Source organism: Laceyella sediminis, from assembly GCF_003003125.1.
Classification (GTDB): Bacteria; Bacillota; Bacilli; order Thermoactinomycetales; family Thermoactinomycetaceae; genus Laceyella; species Laceyella tengchongensis.
Genome location: NZ_PVTZ01000010.1, coordinates 122,547 through 141,588 on the forward strand (window position 1 = coordinate 122,547; position 19,042 = coordinate 141,588).

The window sequence follows — 19,042 nt, forward strand, 5'->3', positions numbered from 1 at the left end:
CTTCAGCTGTACGGCGCTCACTTCGGCCGTTTATAGAAAGGCACTTTCACCACGCGCGCTTTTAAGCGTTTGCCGCGAATCTCCACTTCGACCACTTGATCCAAGTCAGTGAACTCTGTCTTCAGAAGAGCCAAACCGACATTCTTCTTCAAAGTGGGAGATTGCGTTCCGGTGGTCACTTCACCGATCCGTTCTTCGCCTACGTAGACCGGATAGTGGCTACGCGGAATTCCGCGGTCGATCATTTCGATGCCGACCAGCTTGCGGGCAAGCCCCAATTCTTTTTGTTTCGCCAACGCATCGCGGCCAATGAAGTCCCCTTTATCCAACTTGACAGCAAATCCTAGACCTGCTTCAAGCGGTGAAATCTCCGGCGACAATTCCTGGCCGTACAAAGGGAGGCGCGCTTCAAAGCGGAGGGTGTCCCGAGCTCCTAAACCGCACGGCAATACGCCCTGCTCCTTGCCGGCGGCAAGAATCTCCCGCCACAACTTGGGCGCTTCGGCACGTGCGAAATACAGCTCAAACCCATCTTCCCCCGTATATCCTGTCCGGGATACCAACGTGGGAACACCAGCGATGTTCACATTTTGCTTGAATTTGAAAAATTTGATTTCCGACAAATCGGTCTCCGTCAGTGTTTGCAGGACGCTCTCCGCCAACGGGCCTTGTAAAGCGAGTTGCGCGATGTCATCCGAAATGTTCTCGATGGTAACTTCGTCTGTTTGGTGCTCTTTCATCCAAGCAACATCTTTGTCGATGTTGGATGCGTTGATGACAAGCAGATACTCATTCTCTCCGGTGCGGTACACAAGCAAGTCATCAACTGTGCCTCCATCGGGATAGCACATGATCGCGTATTGCGCATCCCCGATTTGCAACCGACTGGCGTCATTCGTGGTTATCTTTTGGATAAAGGGGAGCGCGCCAGAACCGCTGATCCGCACTTCGCCCATATGGGACACATCAAACAGGCCTGCTTTTGTTCTAACCGCCTCATGTTCTTGCTTGATGCCGACAAATTGCACCGGCATTTCCCATCCGCCAAAAGGAACCATTTTTGCCTCCGTGCGGTACGTCTCATAAAGCGGCGTTCGTTTCAACTCAGACATCTGTTCCACCTCGCGTTCTTCAACAAATATAAAAAAGACAGAAACGTCCCTTGATGAAGTTGCATCGGGATTTCTCTGTCCTGATTACCTGAGAGTTGCTCCATTCCGTCGGATGGAGTTGCCCCGTTGGTGGCCCGCGAAAAAACCGGGCTCTCTCCAGAGTGGCGTCCAGCGGGCCTCCTTTTGCCTGAGAGATTCACCTGTGACTGGCTTGCTCCTTCGGCGCCATGCCAATGGCATGGTCTCTCCTCCCGCATTCAACCGCCGAACAATATGAACTTATCACAACCACATTGTGCCACATTTCCCGATGAATTTCGATACCTTTGACCAAAAAAGTTCGTTTTTTCTCCAGACACATGATTTTCCTCATTTTAACCCATACTGTAATGGGAACTCATGGCCGAAGAAAGGTGGGTAGATTTACCAATGAAATCTCTCCCAATTCGCATGGATCGTACTTGGGTGGACGAATTTCAAACAAAAGTCGACCGTGACAGCGACTGGGCTGATTGGGAACGCTTTCAGCTCGCTGTCGAAGCAGCCGAAGCAGAAATTGTCCCTACGTTTGAATCTATCCAAAGTTTGAAACAAATTCAAGGGTTTGATCCACTTCCGCATCAAATTGATGTAACCAAACGCGTCATCAATGAGATGCGCGGCCGGGCCATCCTGGCTGACGAAGTCGGCCTGGGCAAAACAATCGAAGCGGGCTTAATTCTGAAAGAGTACATCATCCGCGGCTTGGTAAAGCGCGCGCTGATCCTCGTCCCCTCTTCGCTGGTGCTACAGTGGACACGCGAACTGAATCAAAAATTTCAAATTCCGGCGGTAGCCCAAAAAAAGGGGTGGATGTGGGATCAATACGATTTTATCGTCGCTTCCTTGGATACTGCCAAACGAGACCCGCACCGTTCGTGCGTCCTCAGCAAACATTATGACATCGTCATCGTCGACGAAGCCCATAAGCTGAAAAACAGACGTACAAAAAACTGGCAGTTCATCAATGAATTGCGAAAAAAATACTGTCTACTGCTCACGGCGACACCAGTACAGAATGAAATGGCCGAATTGTATAATCTGGTCACCTTGCTGAAGCCGGGACAACTCGGAAAACAGACCGATTTTCAAAGCGATTATGTAGCGGGCAAGCGAAAAGCGAAAAACGAAGCCCAATTACGGGAGGAAATCAGCCGGGTTTTGATCCGCAACCGGCGTCGTGACAGTCAATTACATCTGACAAAGCGGAAGGTGAAAACGATCACCATTGAGCTGTCGCCGGAAGAACGGGCCCTATACGACGGCATCACCCAATTCGTGCGTTCCAAATACCGGGAGGGCACCGATCTGAAAAGCATGCTGTCGCTCTTGGTGTTGCAGAAAGAGGTTTGTTCCAGCCGTGATGCAGTATTCCACACGTTATTCAAATTGGTCAAAAAAGGAGAAGAACAAAAAGAAGAAGTTTCGCCCGAAGTGGCTCATTTGATCCGGTTGTTGCGCAATGTTCGCTCATCTTCCAAAGTGGAGCAAGCGCTTCGCCTCATCAAGGAATTGTCGCCCGAAAAAGTGATTCTCTTCACCGAATTCCGGGCAACCCAAGACATGTTGTTGCGCGAGCTGACCCAAGCGGGGATTCCAGCGGTGCCCTTTCGCGGCGGTTTCAATCGGAACAAAAAAGATTGGATGATGGAGCTTTTCCAAAAACGAGCCCAGGTGATGGTCGCAACAGAGGCTGGCGGGGAAGGGATTAATCTTCAATTCTGCCACCACATGATCAATTTTGACATGCCTTGGAATCCCATGCGCGTCGAACAGCGGATCGGGCGCATTCACCGGTTGGGTCAGCAGCATGATGTCTCCATCTACAACTTTTCCACCCTCAACACCATCGAAGAACATATTATTTGGTTGCTACAAGAGAAAATTCAATTGTTTGAAACAGTCATCGGCGAGCTGGAAACCATTTTGGAGAAGATGGAAGACGAATCATTGGAGCACAATCTCATGCGCATCATGCTGGAAACGCACGATGAAGCACAAATTCGGCAACACCTGGATCGCTGGGGTGACACATTCCATCAGGTGCGCCATGCCGTCGCCGTCGAAAACGAAGCGAAAGAGGAATTGTTGCGCTATGAACCAACAACAAATTAGGTCGTTTACCGAACGATATCTTCGATTGCAAGGATGCCATATCATCGAATCTGGGCCGGCGCATATCACCACCCGGCTCTCGATTCAGGCGGACAAAGATTTGCTAAACCGCCCGTTTTATTGGATGTATGTAGAAAAGATGAACATCGAACCGCAACCCGTCACACTTAACCTAGTGTTTGATCCAGCAAACCAACCGCCAGGGTTGAAAGGAGAAGCCCTCTTTTTCGGCGCGCCCCGATTTTCGCAAATATTACGCTCCGCCCAAAAACACGGACGTTTTGCCCGTTTGTATCAAGTGCCCAAAGGCAAAGAAGCTTTCGCCTCCCAATCCAAGGCGTATACCCCGTGGTTGGGGGTCAATTACAAACTTTCCTACATCTGCGACCAAAAAAAAGACCGCTTGCTGTCGTTGGGCATCAATCTGATCAGTGGGGAAATCACCCCTGACTTTTACCAGCAAGCCCAGTCCTTCCAGTGGCAAAGCAAACTACCCGCCCACCGCCATCTATTGCCGCCGCGGCTTTCTCTGAATGAAGCGGTCGGTGAATTGGAGTATGTTGTCCATGAACAGATTCAAAACGAAGACCTGAGCTGGGCCGAGCAGGCGCAAGAGCGGTGCGAAGCGGAATTGGCCCAATTGGATTCGTTCTATCCAGACTCGTTATCTGAAGAAGCGGAGCGAGACAAAAAACAGCGCCGCGAGGAAATCGTGTGGCAATACGCCCCCCGCGCCGAGCTGCATTGCATCAACGCCGGATTGTTTTACGCCGAAGCCCAAACATTTTCTTGAACACAAAAAAAGCGACACGCTTGCCCCACGTGCCACTTGCCCTTCTCTTGTCCTAGCTGACATTAAACCCATTATAACCATTCGTGGGGCCGTCAACCCGACACCTGTTCCAATTCACTCGGCACAATCCACACTTCCATCTCCAACGCCTTCAACACTTGTTTGATTTTCTCCATGCTAGCGCCACCGTACTCATTGCGCTCATCGCGGGACACTTGTGGCGGGGAAACGCCCAGCCGCTTGGCCAGTTCCGCCTGTGATATCCCTTTGTAGATGCGAAAGGCGATCAATTGGCGGCCGATATTGTCCAATGTACAGCGCATATCGAACTGACCAGACTTATAGCTTTCATACTCATGGATTTCCCGCTTTAACCGCTCTCCAAAGAACCGCGCCGGCGCCAATCCTCGTTCGATTTGCTCTTTCGTCAACCCCATTTTTTCCAGTTCGGCCCTTTGCTCCGCCAAGAGCTGTTCCTGTTGCGCAACTTGCGTCATGCAACGCTTATACTCCTGCTCCGTCTTAATCATCGCTATCATCCTTTCATCAACTTCACGATCCCCTTGACCATGTCAAAATCGCGGTCCCGGCGAAAAAACTCATCAAATTTCATGTTCTGCCCTTGGCCGTTTTTAACCCCGGAGTACACTCCCTTGCAGTGAGGGTACAATTCCACCCGGTAGCGGTGCCACATCTCCAATTGCAGATTGCCGTATGCATCAAAGCGATTGCGATCCCATCCCCAGCATTTGTGGGGATCAAGGCGGTTCAATTGTTCAATCAACTTCCCGTTGAACACCGCCTTGGGATCAGGGGGGATAAAGTAGCCATCAATATCGTTAGGCTGATATTTATCTGTACAGAAAGAACCGTCGATATAAATTTCCTCCACCCCACAGGCCCACAGCTGCTTCACACAGATCTCCAGATTTTCGACCAAACGGCTTCGCCAGTATCCATTCCAAGGAAGCAGGGAATTTCCTTCCCCTTTGACAAGGATCGATTCTCTCAATTGCTCAAAGGTAAGTGGATAATCGCCTGGTTCCAATAAGCCGTATTCATTAAATCTCATCAGTCAGGATTTCCTCCTGTATTTTATCCTATTCAACTGCATAGCCAAACTTTACAATCACCCTTAACACATATGTTAACATAAACGACGAAAAAGAGGAAACCGTGATCACCGCTTGCTATCGGCCGCAAAGCGCAAAAAAACCGCTCGCCACTTGGCGAACGGTCCGTTGCTTCTTCTAATCATTGTTTGACGAGAAACTTGCTTAGAAAACGCCGGGTGCGCTCTTCGGCGGGATGCGCAAACACCTGCTCAGGCGGGCCCGACTCAACCACGACCCCTTCATCCATGAACACAATGCGGTCGGCTACATCGCGCGCAAAAGCCATCTCATGGGTGACAATCACCATGGTTTGACCTTCTTGGGCCAATTCCTGCATCGTTTTCAACACTTCCCCGACCAGCTCTGGATCTAGAGCGGATGTCGGTTCATCAAATAAGAGTACGCTTGGTTCCATGGCCAAAGCGCGGGCAATCGCCACCCGTTGTTGTTGGCCGCCGGACAATTGACCCGGAAACAAATCTTTTTTGTTCGACAAGCCTACCTTCGCCAGCAAAGCTTCCGCTGACCGCTTTACTTGCTCTTTGGGCTGCCCTTTGACCACCAGCGGCCCTTCCATTACGTTTTCCAGTGCGGTCATGTGGGGAAAGAGGTTAAAGCTTTGGAACACCATCCCCGTTTTGGCCCGCAACTTCCGCATTTGCTTCATGGGCACATCTTTTCCGGTGAATTGCAACACATCTCCGTCCAATTCAATCTCCCCGGCATCGGGGCGTTCCAACATATTTAAACAGCGCAGGAAAGTGGATTTACCGGACCCGCTCGGCCCGATCACACAGATCACTTCTCCCGGCGCCACTTCCAAATCAATGCCCTTGAGCACTTGATTTTGCTTAAACGCCTTTTGCAATCCTTTGACCCGAATCATCCGTCCTTCCCCCTTCCTACGAAGCATAGCGCCCATAACGTTCTTCCAGCTTATCTTGGGCAAAACTTAACAATGTGCACACCACCCAATAAAACAACGCGATCATAATGAAGACCGTCATGTAATCCCATTCCCGCGCACCGATCACTTTCGCTTGATAAAACATCTCTTGCACCGTGATCATCGCCAACAGGGACGTGTCTTTGACCAAACTCATGAACGTGTTGGCCAGAGAGGGCAGGGCAACTCTGGTCGCCTGCGGGATGATCACACGCCGCATCGTCTGCCAATACGTCATGTTGAGTGACGCTGCCGCTTCCCATTGTCCTTTCGGAATGGAAAGAATGGAACCGCGGATCGTTTCAGACGAGTACGCCCCTACATTGAGCGACAAACCGATGATCCCGGCCAAGAGCGGCGTCAAGGTGATCCCGATCACCGGCAAGCCGAAATACAAGATGAAAATCTGCACCAAGAGCGGCGTACCACGGATGAGCGAAATATAAGCCCGCGCTGGATAACGGAACAGCGGATTGCTCGACATTCGCGCCATCGCGGTCAACAATCCCAAGACGAGCCCAATCGCCATCGTCAACAAGCTAATCCAAATCGTATCCATTAGTCCAATCAACAGTTGTGGCGCCGCTTTGATAGCCAATTCGACATCAAACAAACTTTCCCATCGTATTGCTCGCAATATCTCCATTCATCCCACCCCAAATTGATTCCAACCGCTTACCATTTCATAGTTAATAATTTCTATCATATATCTCGGATTTATTATTGTCAAACAAAAGAACGACTTCTATTCACCAATAGAAGTCGCTCTCAGCTAAAATCAAACCGTTACTCCCTCAAACAAGATAACACGCGCCGGCGCAGCTTCCGTGGTGAGCAATTTGATAGGCGCTGCCACCATGAAATACTCACCTTCTGGCACTTCTTTTAGACGCAGTCCTTCCATGATAATGACATCTGCACGGAAGAGAGTCTTATGCGTGGGATGGCCAGCTTGCGCGCGTTCGATACCCAACGCATCGATCCCTACCCCGCTAATCCCCTTACTAGCGAGATATTCGGCGCCGTCTTCAGCCAGAAAGACAAAATCAAAGTCAAATGCTTCCTGGAAAGAGTTTTTGGTTTTGAGCAGGTAAAACCCACCCTGGCGAATGTCGAACTTTTCCAGATCGGCGCGGGTGATCCCCCCTGTGACGTCAGTCAGGTCAAGCACTTGGCAGGGGCCCACCAACCGTTCCAGCGGAATGCTCTCCATCGTGCCACCATCAGGCAACATGTGCAATGGCGAATCAACATGGGTTCCGCAATGTACATCCATATCGACCCGCGATTCGCGGCAAGGCGCAGTGTCAAAGTCCTGTACAACCGAGATGCGGGGTTGCTTGGACTCTTTATTTTTGTATACTTGCATCCCTTCCGTAATCGTCATGGACACATCATACATTTTCATGGTTTGTTCTCTCCCTGCCTCTATGTAGTAATCATTTCCGTCGCTCTAACAACGCGGTGCTGCCGTTCCTTGGTCACCGGCCACCAGTGGTGCCCTTCTTCCGCTAGCAATGCATGGGCAGACGCCGGCCCCCAAGTGCCGCTTTCATAAAAGTCGAGTTTGTGTAGGTTCCGGTCCCACGCCCGACGGATCGGATCGATGAACTCCCAGGCCAAGGCCACTTCTTCCCAATGTGTGAAAAAAGTTTGGTCACCGACGATCGCGTCATGGATCAACGACTCATATGCTTCCGGTGTGCCTTGCTCACAATTGTTACAGAACTCCATCGCAATCGGCATAATCTGATTGTCAGAGCCGGGCTTCTTCGCATTCAACACCATATGGATGCCTTCATCTGGATTGATGGTGATGACAAGCAAGTTGGGGCCCAGATCGTTATTCTTATTGAAATACAAGTTCTTAGGCATCTCTTTGAATTGTATCACAATCTCAGTCGCCTTCGCGCCCATCCGCTTGCCGGTGCGGATATAAAAAGGAACTCCCGCCCAGCGCAGGTTGTCCACATACAGCTTGGCCGCCACGAAGGTTTCCGTTTCGGAAGCCGAATCCACATTTTTCTCATCGCGGTATGCCGGGACGGCCTTGCCGTTCAAGATACCCGCTTGATACTGCCCGCGCACCACATATGCACCGGCTTCCTCTTCTGTGTACGGGCGCAACGAACGCAATACTTTGATCTTCTCATCGTGGATCGCTTCCGTTTTCAAGCGGCTTGGCGGTTCCATGCATACCATCATCAGCATTTGTAGCATATGGTTTTGCACCATATCCCTCAAAGCGCCTGCACGGTCGTAATAAGCGGCGCGCTCCTCCACACCCACCGTTTCGCTGGCGGTAATTTGGACGCATGCGATGTGATGGTGGTTCCACAGTGGTTCAAAAATGCTGTTGGCAAAACGGATCACATTGATGTTTTGCACCATTTCCTTACCAAGATAATGGTCGATCCGATAGATTTCTTTTTCTGTAAACGTCTGTTTGATCTGTTCATCAATCTCTTTGGCAGAAAGGAAGTCATTGCCGATTGGCTTTTCGATGATCAAACGCTTGACTCCACGTGTATCGCCAAGGCCGATCGCTTTCAGATTGTGGGAAACCGTGGCGAACAGATCCGGGGCCACCGCCAGGTAGAACAAGCGGCAAGGCTTCACCCCATGCTCTGTTTCAAATCCTTCAATCAATGATTTGATTCCCTCGTAATCCGCCGGATTTGTCACATCGGCAACCGTATAAGTGAAGTTTTTAATGAATTGTTGCCATGATGCCTCATCAGCCACCTTGATGCGAGAGAATTCATCGACTGATTTGCGGACAGCTTCCCTAAATTGTTCATGGGTTCGCGGTCTGCGTCCGACACCGATGATTCGGAAAGCCGGAGGTAGTAACTTATTCATATAAAGACTGAAGAGGGCAGGAAACAATTTCCGCTTGGCCAAATCCCCAGTCGCACCAAAAATGACCATGGAAAACGGTTCACTCACTCGGGCATGGTGGGACACATGGTTTCACTCCTTTGGATAACATAGCTCGAACACGTCTTTGCGCTTAATATGTGTTTGAGCACCTATGATCATTCGGTAGGATAAGTAAATACGCTCTAAATGAAATAACTTCAAAACAACCCTATTTTGCTTCAAGATGAAGAAATGCGCAAGATTTTCGGCAGAATTTTTTTCCATGCCCTCCATATTTGGCGACTCCCAGCGCCTTCAATGTATGAAAAAACTCTTCCTCTGATAAAGGAAGAGTCCTTGCTACCAGCGACGATCCCATTACTTCGTGATATCTTGCCCAAACCATTTTTGGGAAATTTTAGCCAACGTACCATCTTGGCGCATGCTATCCAACGCTTTGTTGATTTCATCCACCAAGGCCTTGTTCCCTTTGGGCACCGGAAACGCGCTTTCTGAACGATCAGCCTTTACGTCGATCGTTTTCAAAGGCATATTCACAGACTTGAGCATTTCGGCCACCGCCAAACGGTCATTGATGCTCAAGTCAACCCGTTTTGCGGCCACGTCTTTCATCGCGCCCATCATGTCTTCATAGGCAATGAGATTGGCACCGGCGTCACGCGCCATTTGTCCATAATTGCTTGTCGGTGTTTGTCCCGCTTTTTTCCCTTTTACATCTTCGATGCTTTTAATATCCTGATTGTCCTGATGGACAACGATTTGGGAGAAAGACACCGTGTATGGCTTGGAAAAATCAAAGACCTTTAGGCGATCCGGCTTGACGCCCACCTGATTGGCCACCATGTCGACTTTGCCCGTTTTCAAGCTGGTGAGCATCCCTTCCCACGGTGTTTCTACAAACTCCGCTTTAACACCGATTCGCTTGCTTACTTCTTCGGCCACTTCAACATCATATCCGGTCAGTTTTCCGCTTTTCTCATCATGAAAAGTGAACGGCTTATAAGTCCCCTCAGTCCCGATGCGAATGGTTCCGCGCTCTTTGATCTGGCTCAGCAGGTCTTTTTCTTGTGTTTGCACGCTGCATCCCGTGGCCAACACGCCGAACAGCGCGGCCGACAAGATGGTAGCGAACATGCGTTGCATCTTTTTCATCTTACCAACTCTCCTATCGGTATAATACCAAGTTAGTAGGTATGCATTAACGATTTTCTAAGATTGATCTTACTCATACCATAATCTTGTTGTCAATTACTATTTTTGCCTGTTAAAACAAAATAACTCTGCTTCTGACAAATCCATTTACTAAACCAAAGGTAAAACAAAATTTCTTATTATACAGATTTTTCAATAAAATGGGCCAGGGAGGACTTTCTTCCGAAAGCCCAACCAAGCCTATATATCAAAAAAGCTGCGGGATTGCCCGTACAGCCGGTCATACATGCGCAACGCAAATGAATCGGTCATACCTGCAATATAGTCACATACAATCCGGGCACGTTGTTCATCGGTAGAAGCCAGGCGGAATTGGTAGCGGTCATGTTCCGTAAGCAGGCGTTCTTCATTCATGAACGCTTGGAACAACTGCTTAATGACATAGGCCCCTTTCCATGAGATCGTTTGTACCCGCTGTGCATCAATTACCCTGTCTGAAACCAATTGTTTCAACTGCTCCAAAAGCGTCTGCAACTCGGGCGGAAGATACACGCGGTATTTTAAACGAGGCGAGTGAAAAGATCCTTCATTCAACTCCACCTGAATGTGGGTGATGAAGGTGGAAATCAATGCCGTAATCACCTTTTTCAATTTGTACCGCAAATGATTATGCCCTTGATGCAACGGGTTCAACACATTCCAGGCTTCACGCAACTCTTGGTATTCTTCGGAACGGGCGAAGGGGCGGATGCACTCCTTCAATTGCTCCAACTGGATGAAACCCAGATGGACGGCATCTTCGGCGTCATGTGTTCCATAGGCGATATCGTCCGCCAATTCAATGATAGAGCACTCCAACGTTTTATGCTTGGTCTGCCGATGCCGATCCGGATGATCCGTCGTAGCTAGAAAGTGACGGGTCTCTTCTTTGGTGAATGAAGAGCACACCCATGCAAACACCTGCCGGTCACAGGCAAAGACGCTCGCCTTTGGGGGTAAGATTTTGCCCGTTGCGCGGTACTGATCTTCATTGACCGCTTCATCCAACACAATGGGATATTTCATGACTGCCAGCAACAACGCTCTAGTCAGATTCAGGCCGAATTCCTCTTCTCCCTCCAGCCGGGTGAGAATACGGAATGTATGGGCGTTCCCTTCAAATCCGCCATAATCTCGCATGCATTCATGCAAGGCTTCTTCCCCCCGATGTCCGAAAGGGGGATGTCCCAAGTCATGCGCCAATGCGGCCGCTTCGATCAACGACACATCCAGGGCGTTCTCTTGATTGAACAACGGGTGATGGGCATTGAGATGGATCACGATTCCTCGCGCGATCTGTGCCGCTTCCATCGAATGGGTCAGCCTAGTGCGGTGAAAATCGCCAGCCACACTGCCGATCACTTGCGTTTTAGACTGCAAGCGCCGAAATGCGGCACTGTGCACAATCCGCCCAAAATCTTTTTCAAACGAATCACGGGCATCTGAGAGGTGGCGTGAAGAAGACGGCTTCCTCCGTTCCATGTCCGATGGATAATACAAATGATTTTCACGAGCGCGATAAATGATCAATACACTTGACCTCCTCTGCTGTTCCGCAACCGACTGGGCGATAAACCGATGCGTCGGATGCAAGCCCGTCCGACAGGCAAACCGCCGACGATGGCCCAAAACCTTTTCGGAAGCAGGCCTGGGATGTGTCTAGTTGACAGATAATACGGCGGAAAAACCATTTTCCGATGAGCTCCCGGTCACAAGTGAAGCCAATGGGAAAACGGCTTTGGAACCGCCAGACACATGGATCGGGCTCATCCTTGCTTCCGTTTTATTGCGCCTCAAATCGCCAGCCCATCCTTTTTTAACTATATTACCGTATGATTGCGTAAAAAAACATTTCATTCAAGAAAACTTCCTTGAGCAACACCGCATATGAAACCATCAGCCCCAGCAATCGAAAAGCGATGTGCTGAGGTTGGTCACGTCCTTAATCTATCAGCTTCCGATGCATCAGGAGCGCAATGCAACAAACTCCTAATGTCATCAATGAACAAAACCCATAAATCAATATTTCTTGCAATTCTCCCAAGATGTTCCACCCCTTTCTCAATGGCAAAATATATAGAATTATCATACTTAAAACGCGATAAATTGCAACCGGCTCCCCATGGCTAATTTGTTATTCTTCAGCGAGCATCCGTTCCCAGCACAAAATGAAGACCACCATTTTCGCACGTGTTTGGCGTTGTGAAGGTCCTCGATTTCATTTATTAGAACATGGTCGGAGAAAATCGACGTGTTCTTTTAAGGATGTTAGACGAATAAACCGAGGCGGGACTCGCCTGGGCCGGGTCAGTTTCCAACCCAAGCATTCCGCTCGGTGGGATACAGGGTCCCACTCAAACCGTCTCCACAGTACCGTGTGCTTGCAACAGGTACATTTTATGGTACAACCCTTCTTTAGCCAACAATTCCTGATGGGTGCCGCGTTCGACAATCTCCCCGCGATGCAACACCAAAATAAGATCGGCGTCTTGAATCGTTGACAGGCGGTGAGCAATAGCAATTGTAGTCCGCCCTTTGCGCATCTTTGCCAAAGCGGTCTGAATCGCCTCTTCCGTTTCGGTGTCAACACTGGCAGTTGCTTCATCGAGAACCAAGATTTTCGGTTGGAACGCCATGGTTCGTGCAAAAGAAATCAATTGGCGCTGGCCGCTGGAAAAAGTAGCTCCCCGTTCCACTACAGGCTCTTTGTACTGTTGCGGCAATTTTTCGATAAACGAGTCTGCTTGCACAAACGATGCCGCCGCTTTCACCTCTTCATCCGTGATCATTTCGTTATGCAACCGGATGTTGCTATTCACGTCGCCGACGAATAAAAACGGGTCTTGCAACACCAACCCCAGCTTCGACCGCAGTTCCTCCTCATCAAAATGGTTTAACGGCTGACCGTCGATGCGGATCTCGCCCTGGCTAACCCGATAAAAACGCATCAACAGATTGATGATGGAGCTTTTGCCGCTGCCCGTGTGCCCGACCAACGCCACCGTCTGCCCCGGGTCGGCGACAAATGAGATGTTTTTGAGCACGTCGGTCTTCCCATCATAGGAAAACGTAACCTGGTCAAATTCGATCCGCCCTTCGGTGATCACGGGATGGTCATCCCCTTCCTTGGTGGGTGCGTACTCCGTTTGATCCAGCAATTCAAACACCCGATCCGCCGATACTACGGATTGTTGCAATTGATTCAACCGCATCATGATCTGGGTGATCGGTTCGAATAAACGGCTAAACAAGTCAATGAAACCGTACACTACCCCTACTTGAATCGATTGGGAAAACGAGAGGGAGCCAAAATAGTTCAGTACCAAGACAACTGCCAACACGCTCAATACTTGGGTCGCTGGGCGCAACATCAACCCGTACAGCCGGATATTTTTCATCTGTGCCTGGTAGTAATCTTCGTTTAACTGGCCGAATTCCGCACGCAACCGCGCTTCCTGCCTCAACGCTTGAATCATGCTCATTCCGTTGATGGATTCATTGATCTTGGCATTCATCTGGCTTAGCTGGCTCCGCAAAAACCGGTACACTTTGGAGCTCAGATAGCGATACCCCTGCATCAGACCGAGCACAATCGGCAAAAAGAGCGTGGCCCACAATGCAAGCTTCCAATCGAGGATGAACATAGCGATGAACACGCCTGCAACCATCATGAAATTTTGCAAAAAGGAAGAAAGGACGTAAATGAACAGCTCTTTTACTGCTTCCGTGTCATTAGTGATACGCGACACCAGCGATCCGTCGGGGATGCGGTCAAAAAACGAGAGACCCAGATGCTGCACCTTGCCGAACACATCTTCGCGTAGCTGGCGCACGATCCACTGCGCGACGGTTTGAAATGAAAGCGACTGATAATAAAGCAAAACCGCTGTGATCACTTGTAAGAGCAAGATCATTGCCGCAAACACCAGCAGTATCGTTATATCGAGCGGCTGATTGGGAACCAGATAATGATTCAAATAGTAGCTGACCAACAACGGTACTGCCACTTCTGCGCCGGTGGCGGCCACTAGCGCGGCAAAAGCAACCCAAAAGCGCGTTTGATACGGTTTAAGATAGTGGAGCAGACGTTTCGGTACCACCTTCTTCCCCCCCTTTCAATACCTGTGACTCCAATTGTTGCTGTAAAAACATGTGACGGTACCATCCGTCTTGCTGCATCAGCTCTTCGTGGGTTCCTTGTTGAATGATCCACCCCTCATCCAACACGATGATGGTATCTGCATGTTCCACGGCGCTCAAGCGGTGCGCGGAAATCAACGTCGTCTTACCAACCCGATTTTGGCGCAATGCTTGCAAAATGGCATGCTCGGTCTTGGCATCGACCGCGGACAGGACATCATCCAAAATCAAAATCTCCGGATTTAATAGCAAGGCGCGGGCAATCGACAGCCGTTGTTTCTGCCCACCTGAGACGGTAACGCCCCTTTCGCCGATGACGGTGTCATAACCTTCTGCAAATTGAAGAATGTCTTCGTGGACGCAAGCGATTTTGGCCGCAGCTTCAATTTGTTCTCTTGTCGCCTTCGGGTTCCCGAACGCGATGTTTTGTGCGACAGTGGCCGAAAACAATACGTGGTCTTGGGGCACATAACCGATCGCTCCCCTTAACGCCGACAAGGTGTAATCTGTGATAGGATGATTGCCGATGCGGATCTCTCCCTGGGTCACATCAAACTCACGCAACATCAAGCGCAATAACGTGCTTTTGCCGCTGCCCGTCTTTCCGACGATCCCCAGCGTCCCTCCCCGCTTCACACATACGCGAATTTGGGTCAGCGCCGCACTCTCAGCATCGGGATAAGTGAACGACTCCACGTTGAACTGAATGTCCCCCACGGGTTGCTCATCAATCGCATTGGGGCGCTCTTCAATATCGGGCTTGATGTTCAATAGCGATTGGATTCGTTCATAGGAAGCGCGCCCCCGTTCGACAATATTGATGAGGATTCCGTAAGCTAACATCGGCCACACCAGCTGACCTAGATATAGCGTGAATTGGAGCAATTGGCCGATTGTCAACCGCCCGTCCGCTACACTGATCGAACCGAATACCACCGCCAATAGCATCGACAAACCCACAGCCATCACAATCGTCGGGTCAAACAGGGCATCCACCCGCGCTACTGCCAGGTTTTTCTCCACCACATCATCCAACCGCCGCTTGAATTCCTGTTTTTCGGCTTCTTCTTGGCCAAAGGCTTTGACCACCCGGACTCCAGCGATATTTTCTTGCACCTTGTCATTGATGCGTGAAAAAGCTTCTTGCGCCAAGTGGAATCGTTGATGAAGCAACTTGCCGTACTGTTGCGTAGCCACGGCGATCAACGGCATGGGAAGCAGTGAAATCAGGGCCAATTGCCAATCGATGAACACAAACATCGCTACGATGACAACCATACCGGACACGAAGGAGTCAGCCAAGGTCAGCACACCTTCCCCGGCAGTGACGACCACTGCTTGAATGTCGTTGGTCGCATGGGCCATCATATCCCCAGTACGCCGCTGATGATAAAATCGCGGGGACATGCGGGTGAATTGTTGGTACAAGCGATCTCGCAACAACCTTCCCATGCGGTAGCCAGCGCCAAACAGCATCACGCGCCAAGTATAACCCAGCCCATATTTGCATAGGGCGACAAGCACGTTAACTACCGTCCAAAAAACCAGCAGACGCCAGGTTAAAGCATCGGCGGTAATGGCATCCACCACCACGCGCACGGTGTAAGGGGTTACGAGGTGCGTCAGGGACAACAGCATCAGTGTGCTGATCCCGATCAGGTAACTCTTTTTCTCCATCTTGAAAAACCACCAAAGTTGACGAAACATCATCATTGACTCCACCCCCGTTCTCTGTACAATCCCCCAAATACTTTGCAAGCCAAATATTTCGGTAATCACAATCTTACCTTACCAAATTGCCAATGTAAATACTTTTTAAAACTTTTTTAATAAAAAAGTTTAATTAACGACCTGACTATCAGTCATCTCAAGCTTCCTGGCTTATCAAAACAAAGCCGCTTCCACGTTAAAACCCGGTTCCCCCCTTTTCAAAGTGACTTAACCAAACATAGACAAATCAACATGCTTTATCCTCGGAATTGATGGCCTAAGTCGTTCTGGGAAAACTACCCTCGTAAAAAAACTCAAAGTGATATTACACGAAAAACGCATTAATGTTTGTGTATTTCACATAGATGACTTCATTGTTGAACGTAAAAAACGTTACCATACTGGGAACAATGAATGGATCGAATACTATTATTTACAATGGGACATCAAATGCTTAAAGAAAATTTCTTTATGAAACTACGTGAATCAAATCAAATTACTCTTCCGTTCTATGATGGTGAATTAGATACCATACAAAACGTTACACTCCCAGACACTTGTATAATCATAATTGAGGGCGTCTTTCTTCAGCGGAGAGAGTGGAGGAGTTTCTTTGATTTTGTAGTTTACTTGGATTGTCCAAGAAACACGAGATTTCTGCGCGAATCTAATTCCACTCAACAAAACGACGAAAAATTCAGAAAGATATATTGGAAAGCAGAAGACTATTATCTAGAAAATGAAGACCCCAAAAAACAAGCTAATTTCGTTCTAAAGAGTTAATTTAACATGGTTTAGCCCTTCCTTGATCCACGTGCTTAATCCATTCCATCATCGTCTCATTGGTAAGCCTGCATTTTGCGCTACGAAAAGCCTCCTCTCCCTCTAGCGTAGATTCCCTTATTTATGGTACGATTCCGATTGGGAATCCGAAACGAAAAGGAGGGTAGGGGCCCGCGTGGCTCCTCACCATAACATGAGCAAAGAGAATAACATTCGCAACATTGCTATCATCGCACACGTAGACCACGGCAAAACCACTTTGGTGGATGCCATGCTGAAACAAAGCCGCATCTTCCGTGAAAACCAGCATGTGGAAGAACGCGTGATGGACTCGAATGACTTGGAACGTGAGCGCGGCATCACCATTCTTTCGAAAAATACCGCGATCCAATATAAAGGATTTAACATCAACATCGTCGACACACCCGGACACGCCGATTTTGGCGGTGAAGTGGAGCGGGTGATGAATATGGTAGACGGTGTGCTGTTGTTGGTCGATGCGGTGGAAGGCCCCATGCCGCAGACGAAGTTTGTTCTGAAAAAAGCACTGGAACGCGGGCACAAAGCCATCGTAGTCGTCAACAAGATCGACCGGCCTCATGCGCGCCCGGATGAAGTGGTCAACACCACTTTCGATTTGTTCGTCGACATGGGTGCCAGCGAAGAACAATGTGAATTTCCTATCATTTACGCGAGCGGATTAACCGGCTCGTCTGGTTATGCTCCAAACGAACTAACCCCCACGATGGAACCGCTCTTCGAAACCATCTTGGAATACCTCCCCGCCCCCACCGTGGATCGCCAAGGGCCGACGCAAATGCAGGCCACCTTGCTCGGTTTTGACGAATACAAAGGGCAAATCGTGATCGGTCGCTTAAATCGAGGTTCCATTCGGCGCAATCAACCTTTGTTGCTGATGACGGCCACCGGCGAAACCAAGCAGGTGAAACTAGGCCAAGTGTTCACCCATCAAGGGCTAGCCCGGGTAGAAGTAGAAGAAGCTTTCGCCGGAGACATCATCGCCCTCACTGGTCTTGGCAAAGTGGGGATCGGCGACACCTTGTGCGATATCAATCATCCCGATCCACTGCCGCCCATCACAGTGGAAGAGCCCACGTTGCGCATGATGATCGGCATCAACACCAGCCCATTCGCCGGTCAAGACGGGACATACCTCACTTCCCGCAAAATCCGTGAACGCCTCTACAACGAAGCGGAAAAAGATGTGGCTTTGCGTGTAGAAGACACTGATTCAGCTGATCATTTCATGGTGTCTGGCCGCGGGGAATTGCATCTGAGCATCCTGATCGAAAACATGCGCCGCGAGGGATATGAATTCCAGGTGAGCAAGCCGGAAGTAATCATTAAGGTGATCGACGGAAAGAAATACGAGCCTTATGAACAAGTGGAAATCGAAGTGAGCAACGAGCAACAAGGTGCGGTCGTTGAGCTCTTGGGCAAACGCAAAGGGCAATTGCTGGACATGACGGTGTTAGACAGCGGCAACATCCAGTTTGTCTACAAAGCGCCATCTCGCGGCTTGTTGGGTTTCCGCCTCCAGCTTTTGACGGCGACACGTGGAGAAGCGTTGATGAACACCTTGTTTGCCGGATACGAACCTTATGCGGGTGAAATAGAGACGCATGATTTCGGCTCCCTAATCGCATGGGAATCGGGCACAGCTACCACCTATGCGCTCCACTCGGCGCAAGAGCGGGGCCAGCTATACATCACACCCGGAACAGAAGTGTATGAAGGGATGGTCGTCGGTCAGCACATCCGCGAAAACGACTTGGAAGTAAACGTCTGCAAAAAGAAACATCTCACCAGTATTCGCCGCGCTACCGCGGAAGAAGCCCTGCGTCTCGACACGCCCCGTCAACTTAGCATCGATGATGCCCTGGAGATCATGAAAGAGGACGAACTGCTTGAGATCACGCCCAAAACCTTCCGCCTGCGGAAAAAATACCTCGCCAGAAACGAACGGGCACGCCATCAAAAGCAGAAAAAATATGAAGCAGAATAACAGCGCAATAAAAAAGGTGGGTTAAGTTTATACTTAACCCACCTGAGAATGTTGACAAACCCTGCGAATCAACTTTGTTGATCGCAGGGTTTTTGTATATAAAAGGGATATAAACAATTAATGGATGAATATCAACCCATATAAACTTAAAACCACCTCCCTTACCTGCTCTCGAAAGCAGCATAGCCA

General features: G+C 49.5%; 14 protein-coding genes, 1 pseudogene and 1 riboswitch. Of the genes and pseudogenes, 4 read left to right on the plus strand and 11 right to left on the minus strand.

Features of this window, described 5'->3' with window-relative positions; translation table 11 throughout:
* Positions 1-17 precede the first annotated feature (17 nt).
* On the minus strand, positions 18-1,112 hold the full coding sequence (gcvT, locus tag CLV36_RS12675; protein ID WP_102992107.1) for a glycine cleavage system aminomethyltransferase GcvT: 1,095 nt from the start codon (positions 1,110-1,112) through the stop codon (positions 18-20).
* A 165-nt stretch (positions 1,113-1,277) separates the two neighbouring features.
* A riboswitch (glycine riboswitch) is annotated at positions 1,278-1,373 on the minus strand.
* 168 nt (positions 1,374-1,541) lie between these two features.
* Between gcvT and CLV36_RS12680 the strand changes: the two genes are divergently transcribed.
* Positions 1,542-3,266, plus strand: a complete 1,725-nt coding sequence (locus CLV36_RS12680) for a DEAD/DEAH box helicase (protein ID WP_106342891.1) — start codon at positions 1,542-1,544, stop codon at positions 3,264-3,266.
* On the plus strand, positions 3,247-4,059 hold the full coding sequence (locus CLV36_RS12685) for a YqhG family protein (RefSeq protein ID WP_181353024.1): 813 nt from the start codon (positions 3,247-3,249) through the stop codon (positions 4,057-4,059). Before CLV36_RS12680 ends, CLV36_RS12685 begins: the two co-directional genes overlap by 20 nt.
* 92 nt (positions 4,060-4,151) lie before the next feature.
* Here the strand turns inward: CLV36_RS12685 and CLV36_RS12690 are convergent, their stop codons facing one another.
* The 10 genes from CLV36_RS12690 to CLV36_RS12745 all read right to left on the minus strand — a co-directional run bounded on the left by CLV36_RS12690 (position 4,152) and on the right by CLV36_RS12745 (position 16,047).
* Positions 4,152-4,589 (minus strand): helix-turn-helix domain-containing protein, encoded by a 438-nt coding sequence (locus tag CLV36_RS12690; RefSeq protein WP_102992104.1) that lies wholly within the window; start codon positions 4,587-4,589, stop codon positions 4,152-4,154.
* A gap of 5 nt (positions 4,590-4,594) precedes the next feature.
* Entirely contained in the window at positions 4,595-5,131 is a 537-nt protein-coding gene (locus CLV36_RS12695; RefSeq protein WP_106342893.1) for a DUF6932 family protein, read from the minus strand.
* Positions 5,132-5,313: 182 nt separating this feature from the next.
* Positions 5,314-6,060, minus strand: coding sequence for an amino acid ABC transporter ATP-binding protein (locus tag CLV36_RS12700; protein WP_106342894.1), 747 nt, complete (start codon positions 6,058-6,060; stop codon positions 5,314-5,316).
* A 16-nt stretch (positions 6,061-6,076) separates the two neighbouring features.
* The gene (locus CLV36_RS12705; protein ID WP_022736119.1) at positions 6,077-6,766 is read right to left on the minus strand and encodes an amino acid ABC transporter permease; all 690 of its coding nucleotides are present in this window, start codon (positions 6,764-6,766) and stop codon (positions 6,077-6,079) included.
* Between the two features lie 132 nt (positions 6,767-6,898).
* On the minus strand, positions 6,899-7,528 hold the full coding sequence (locus tag CLV36_RS12710) for a cyclase family protein (RefSeq protein ID WP_102992101.1): 630 nt from the start codon (positions 7,526-7,528) through the stop codon (positions 6,899-6,901).
* 20 nt (positions 7,529-7,548) lie between these two features.
* Positions 7,549-9,087 (minus strand): glucose-6-phosphate dehydrogenase, encoded by a 1,539-nt coding sequence (zwf, locus tag CLV36_RS12715; RefSeq protein ID WP_342748022.1) that lies wholly within the window; start codon positions 9,085-9,087, stop codon positions 7,549-7,551.
* A gap of 273 nt (positions 9,088-9,360) precedes the next feature.
* Positions 9,361-10,155, minus strand: a complete 795-nt coding sequence (locus tag CLV36_RS12725; RefSeq protein ID WP_223248064.1) for a transporter substrate-binding domain-containing protein — start codon at positions 10,153-10,155, stop codon at positions 9,361-9,363.
* A 240-nt stretch (positions 10,156-10,395) separates the two neighbouring features.
* Positions 10,396-11,724: an anti-phage deoxyguanosine triphosphatase gene (locus tag CLV36_RS12730; RefSeq protein WP_106342895.1), complete on the minus strand. Its 1,329-nt coding sequence runs from the start codon at positions 11,722-11,724 to the stop codon at positions 10,396-10,398.
* Positions 11,725-12,548: 824 nt separating this feature from the next.
* Positions 12,549-14,294, minus strand: a complete 1,746-nt coding sequence (locus tag CLV36_RS12740; RefSeq protein ID WP_102992097.1) for an ABC transporter ATP-binding protein — start codon at positions 14,292-14,294, stop codon at positions 12,549-12,551.
* The gene (locus CLV36_RS12745; protein ID WP_106342896.1) at positions 14,263-16,047 is read right to left on the minus strand and encodes an ABC transporter transmembrane domain-containing protein; all 1,785 of its coding nucleotides are present in this window, start codon (positions 16,045-16,047) and stop codon (positions 14,263-14,265) included. Before CLV36_RS12745 ends, CLV36_RS12740 begins: the two co-directional genes overlap by 32 nt.
* 235 nt (positions 16,048-16,282) lie before the next feature.
* Here CLV36_RS12745 and CLV36_RS17700 point away from each other — a divergent pair.
* Both CLV36_RS17700 and typA read left to right on the plus strand, forming a co-directional pair.
* A pseudogene (locus tag CLV36_RS17700) lies at positions 16,283-16,827 on the plus strand (kinase).
* A gap of 193 nt (positions 16,828-17,020) precedes the next feature.
* A complete protein-coding gene (gene typA, locus CLV36_RS12755; RefSeq protein WP_106342897.1) occupies positions 17,021-18,853 on the plus strand; it encodes a translational GTPase TypA in 1,833 nt (610 codons plus the stop codon).
* The last annotated feature ends 189 nt before the right edge of the window (positions 18,854-19,042 follow it).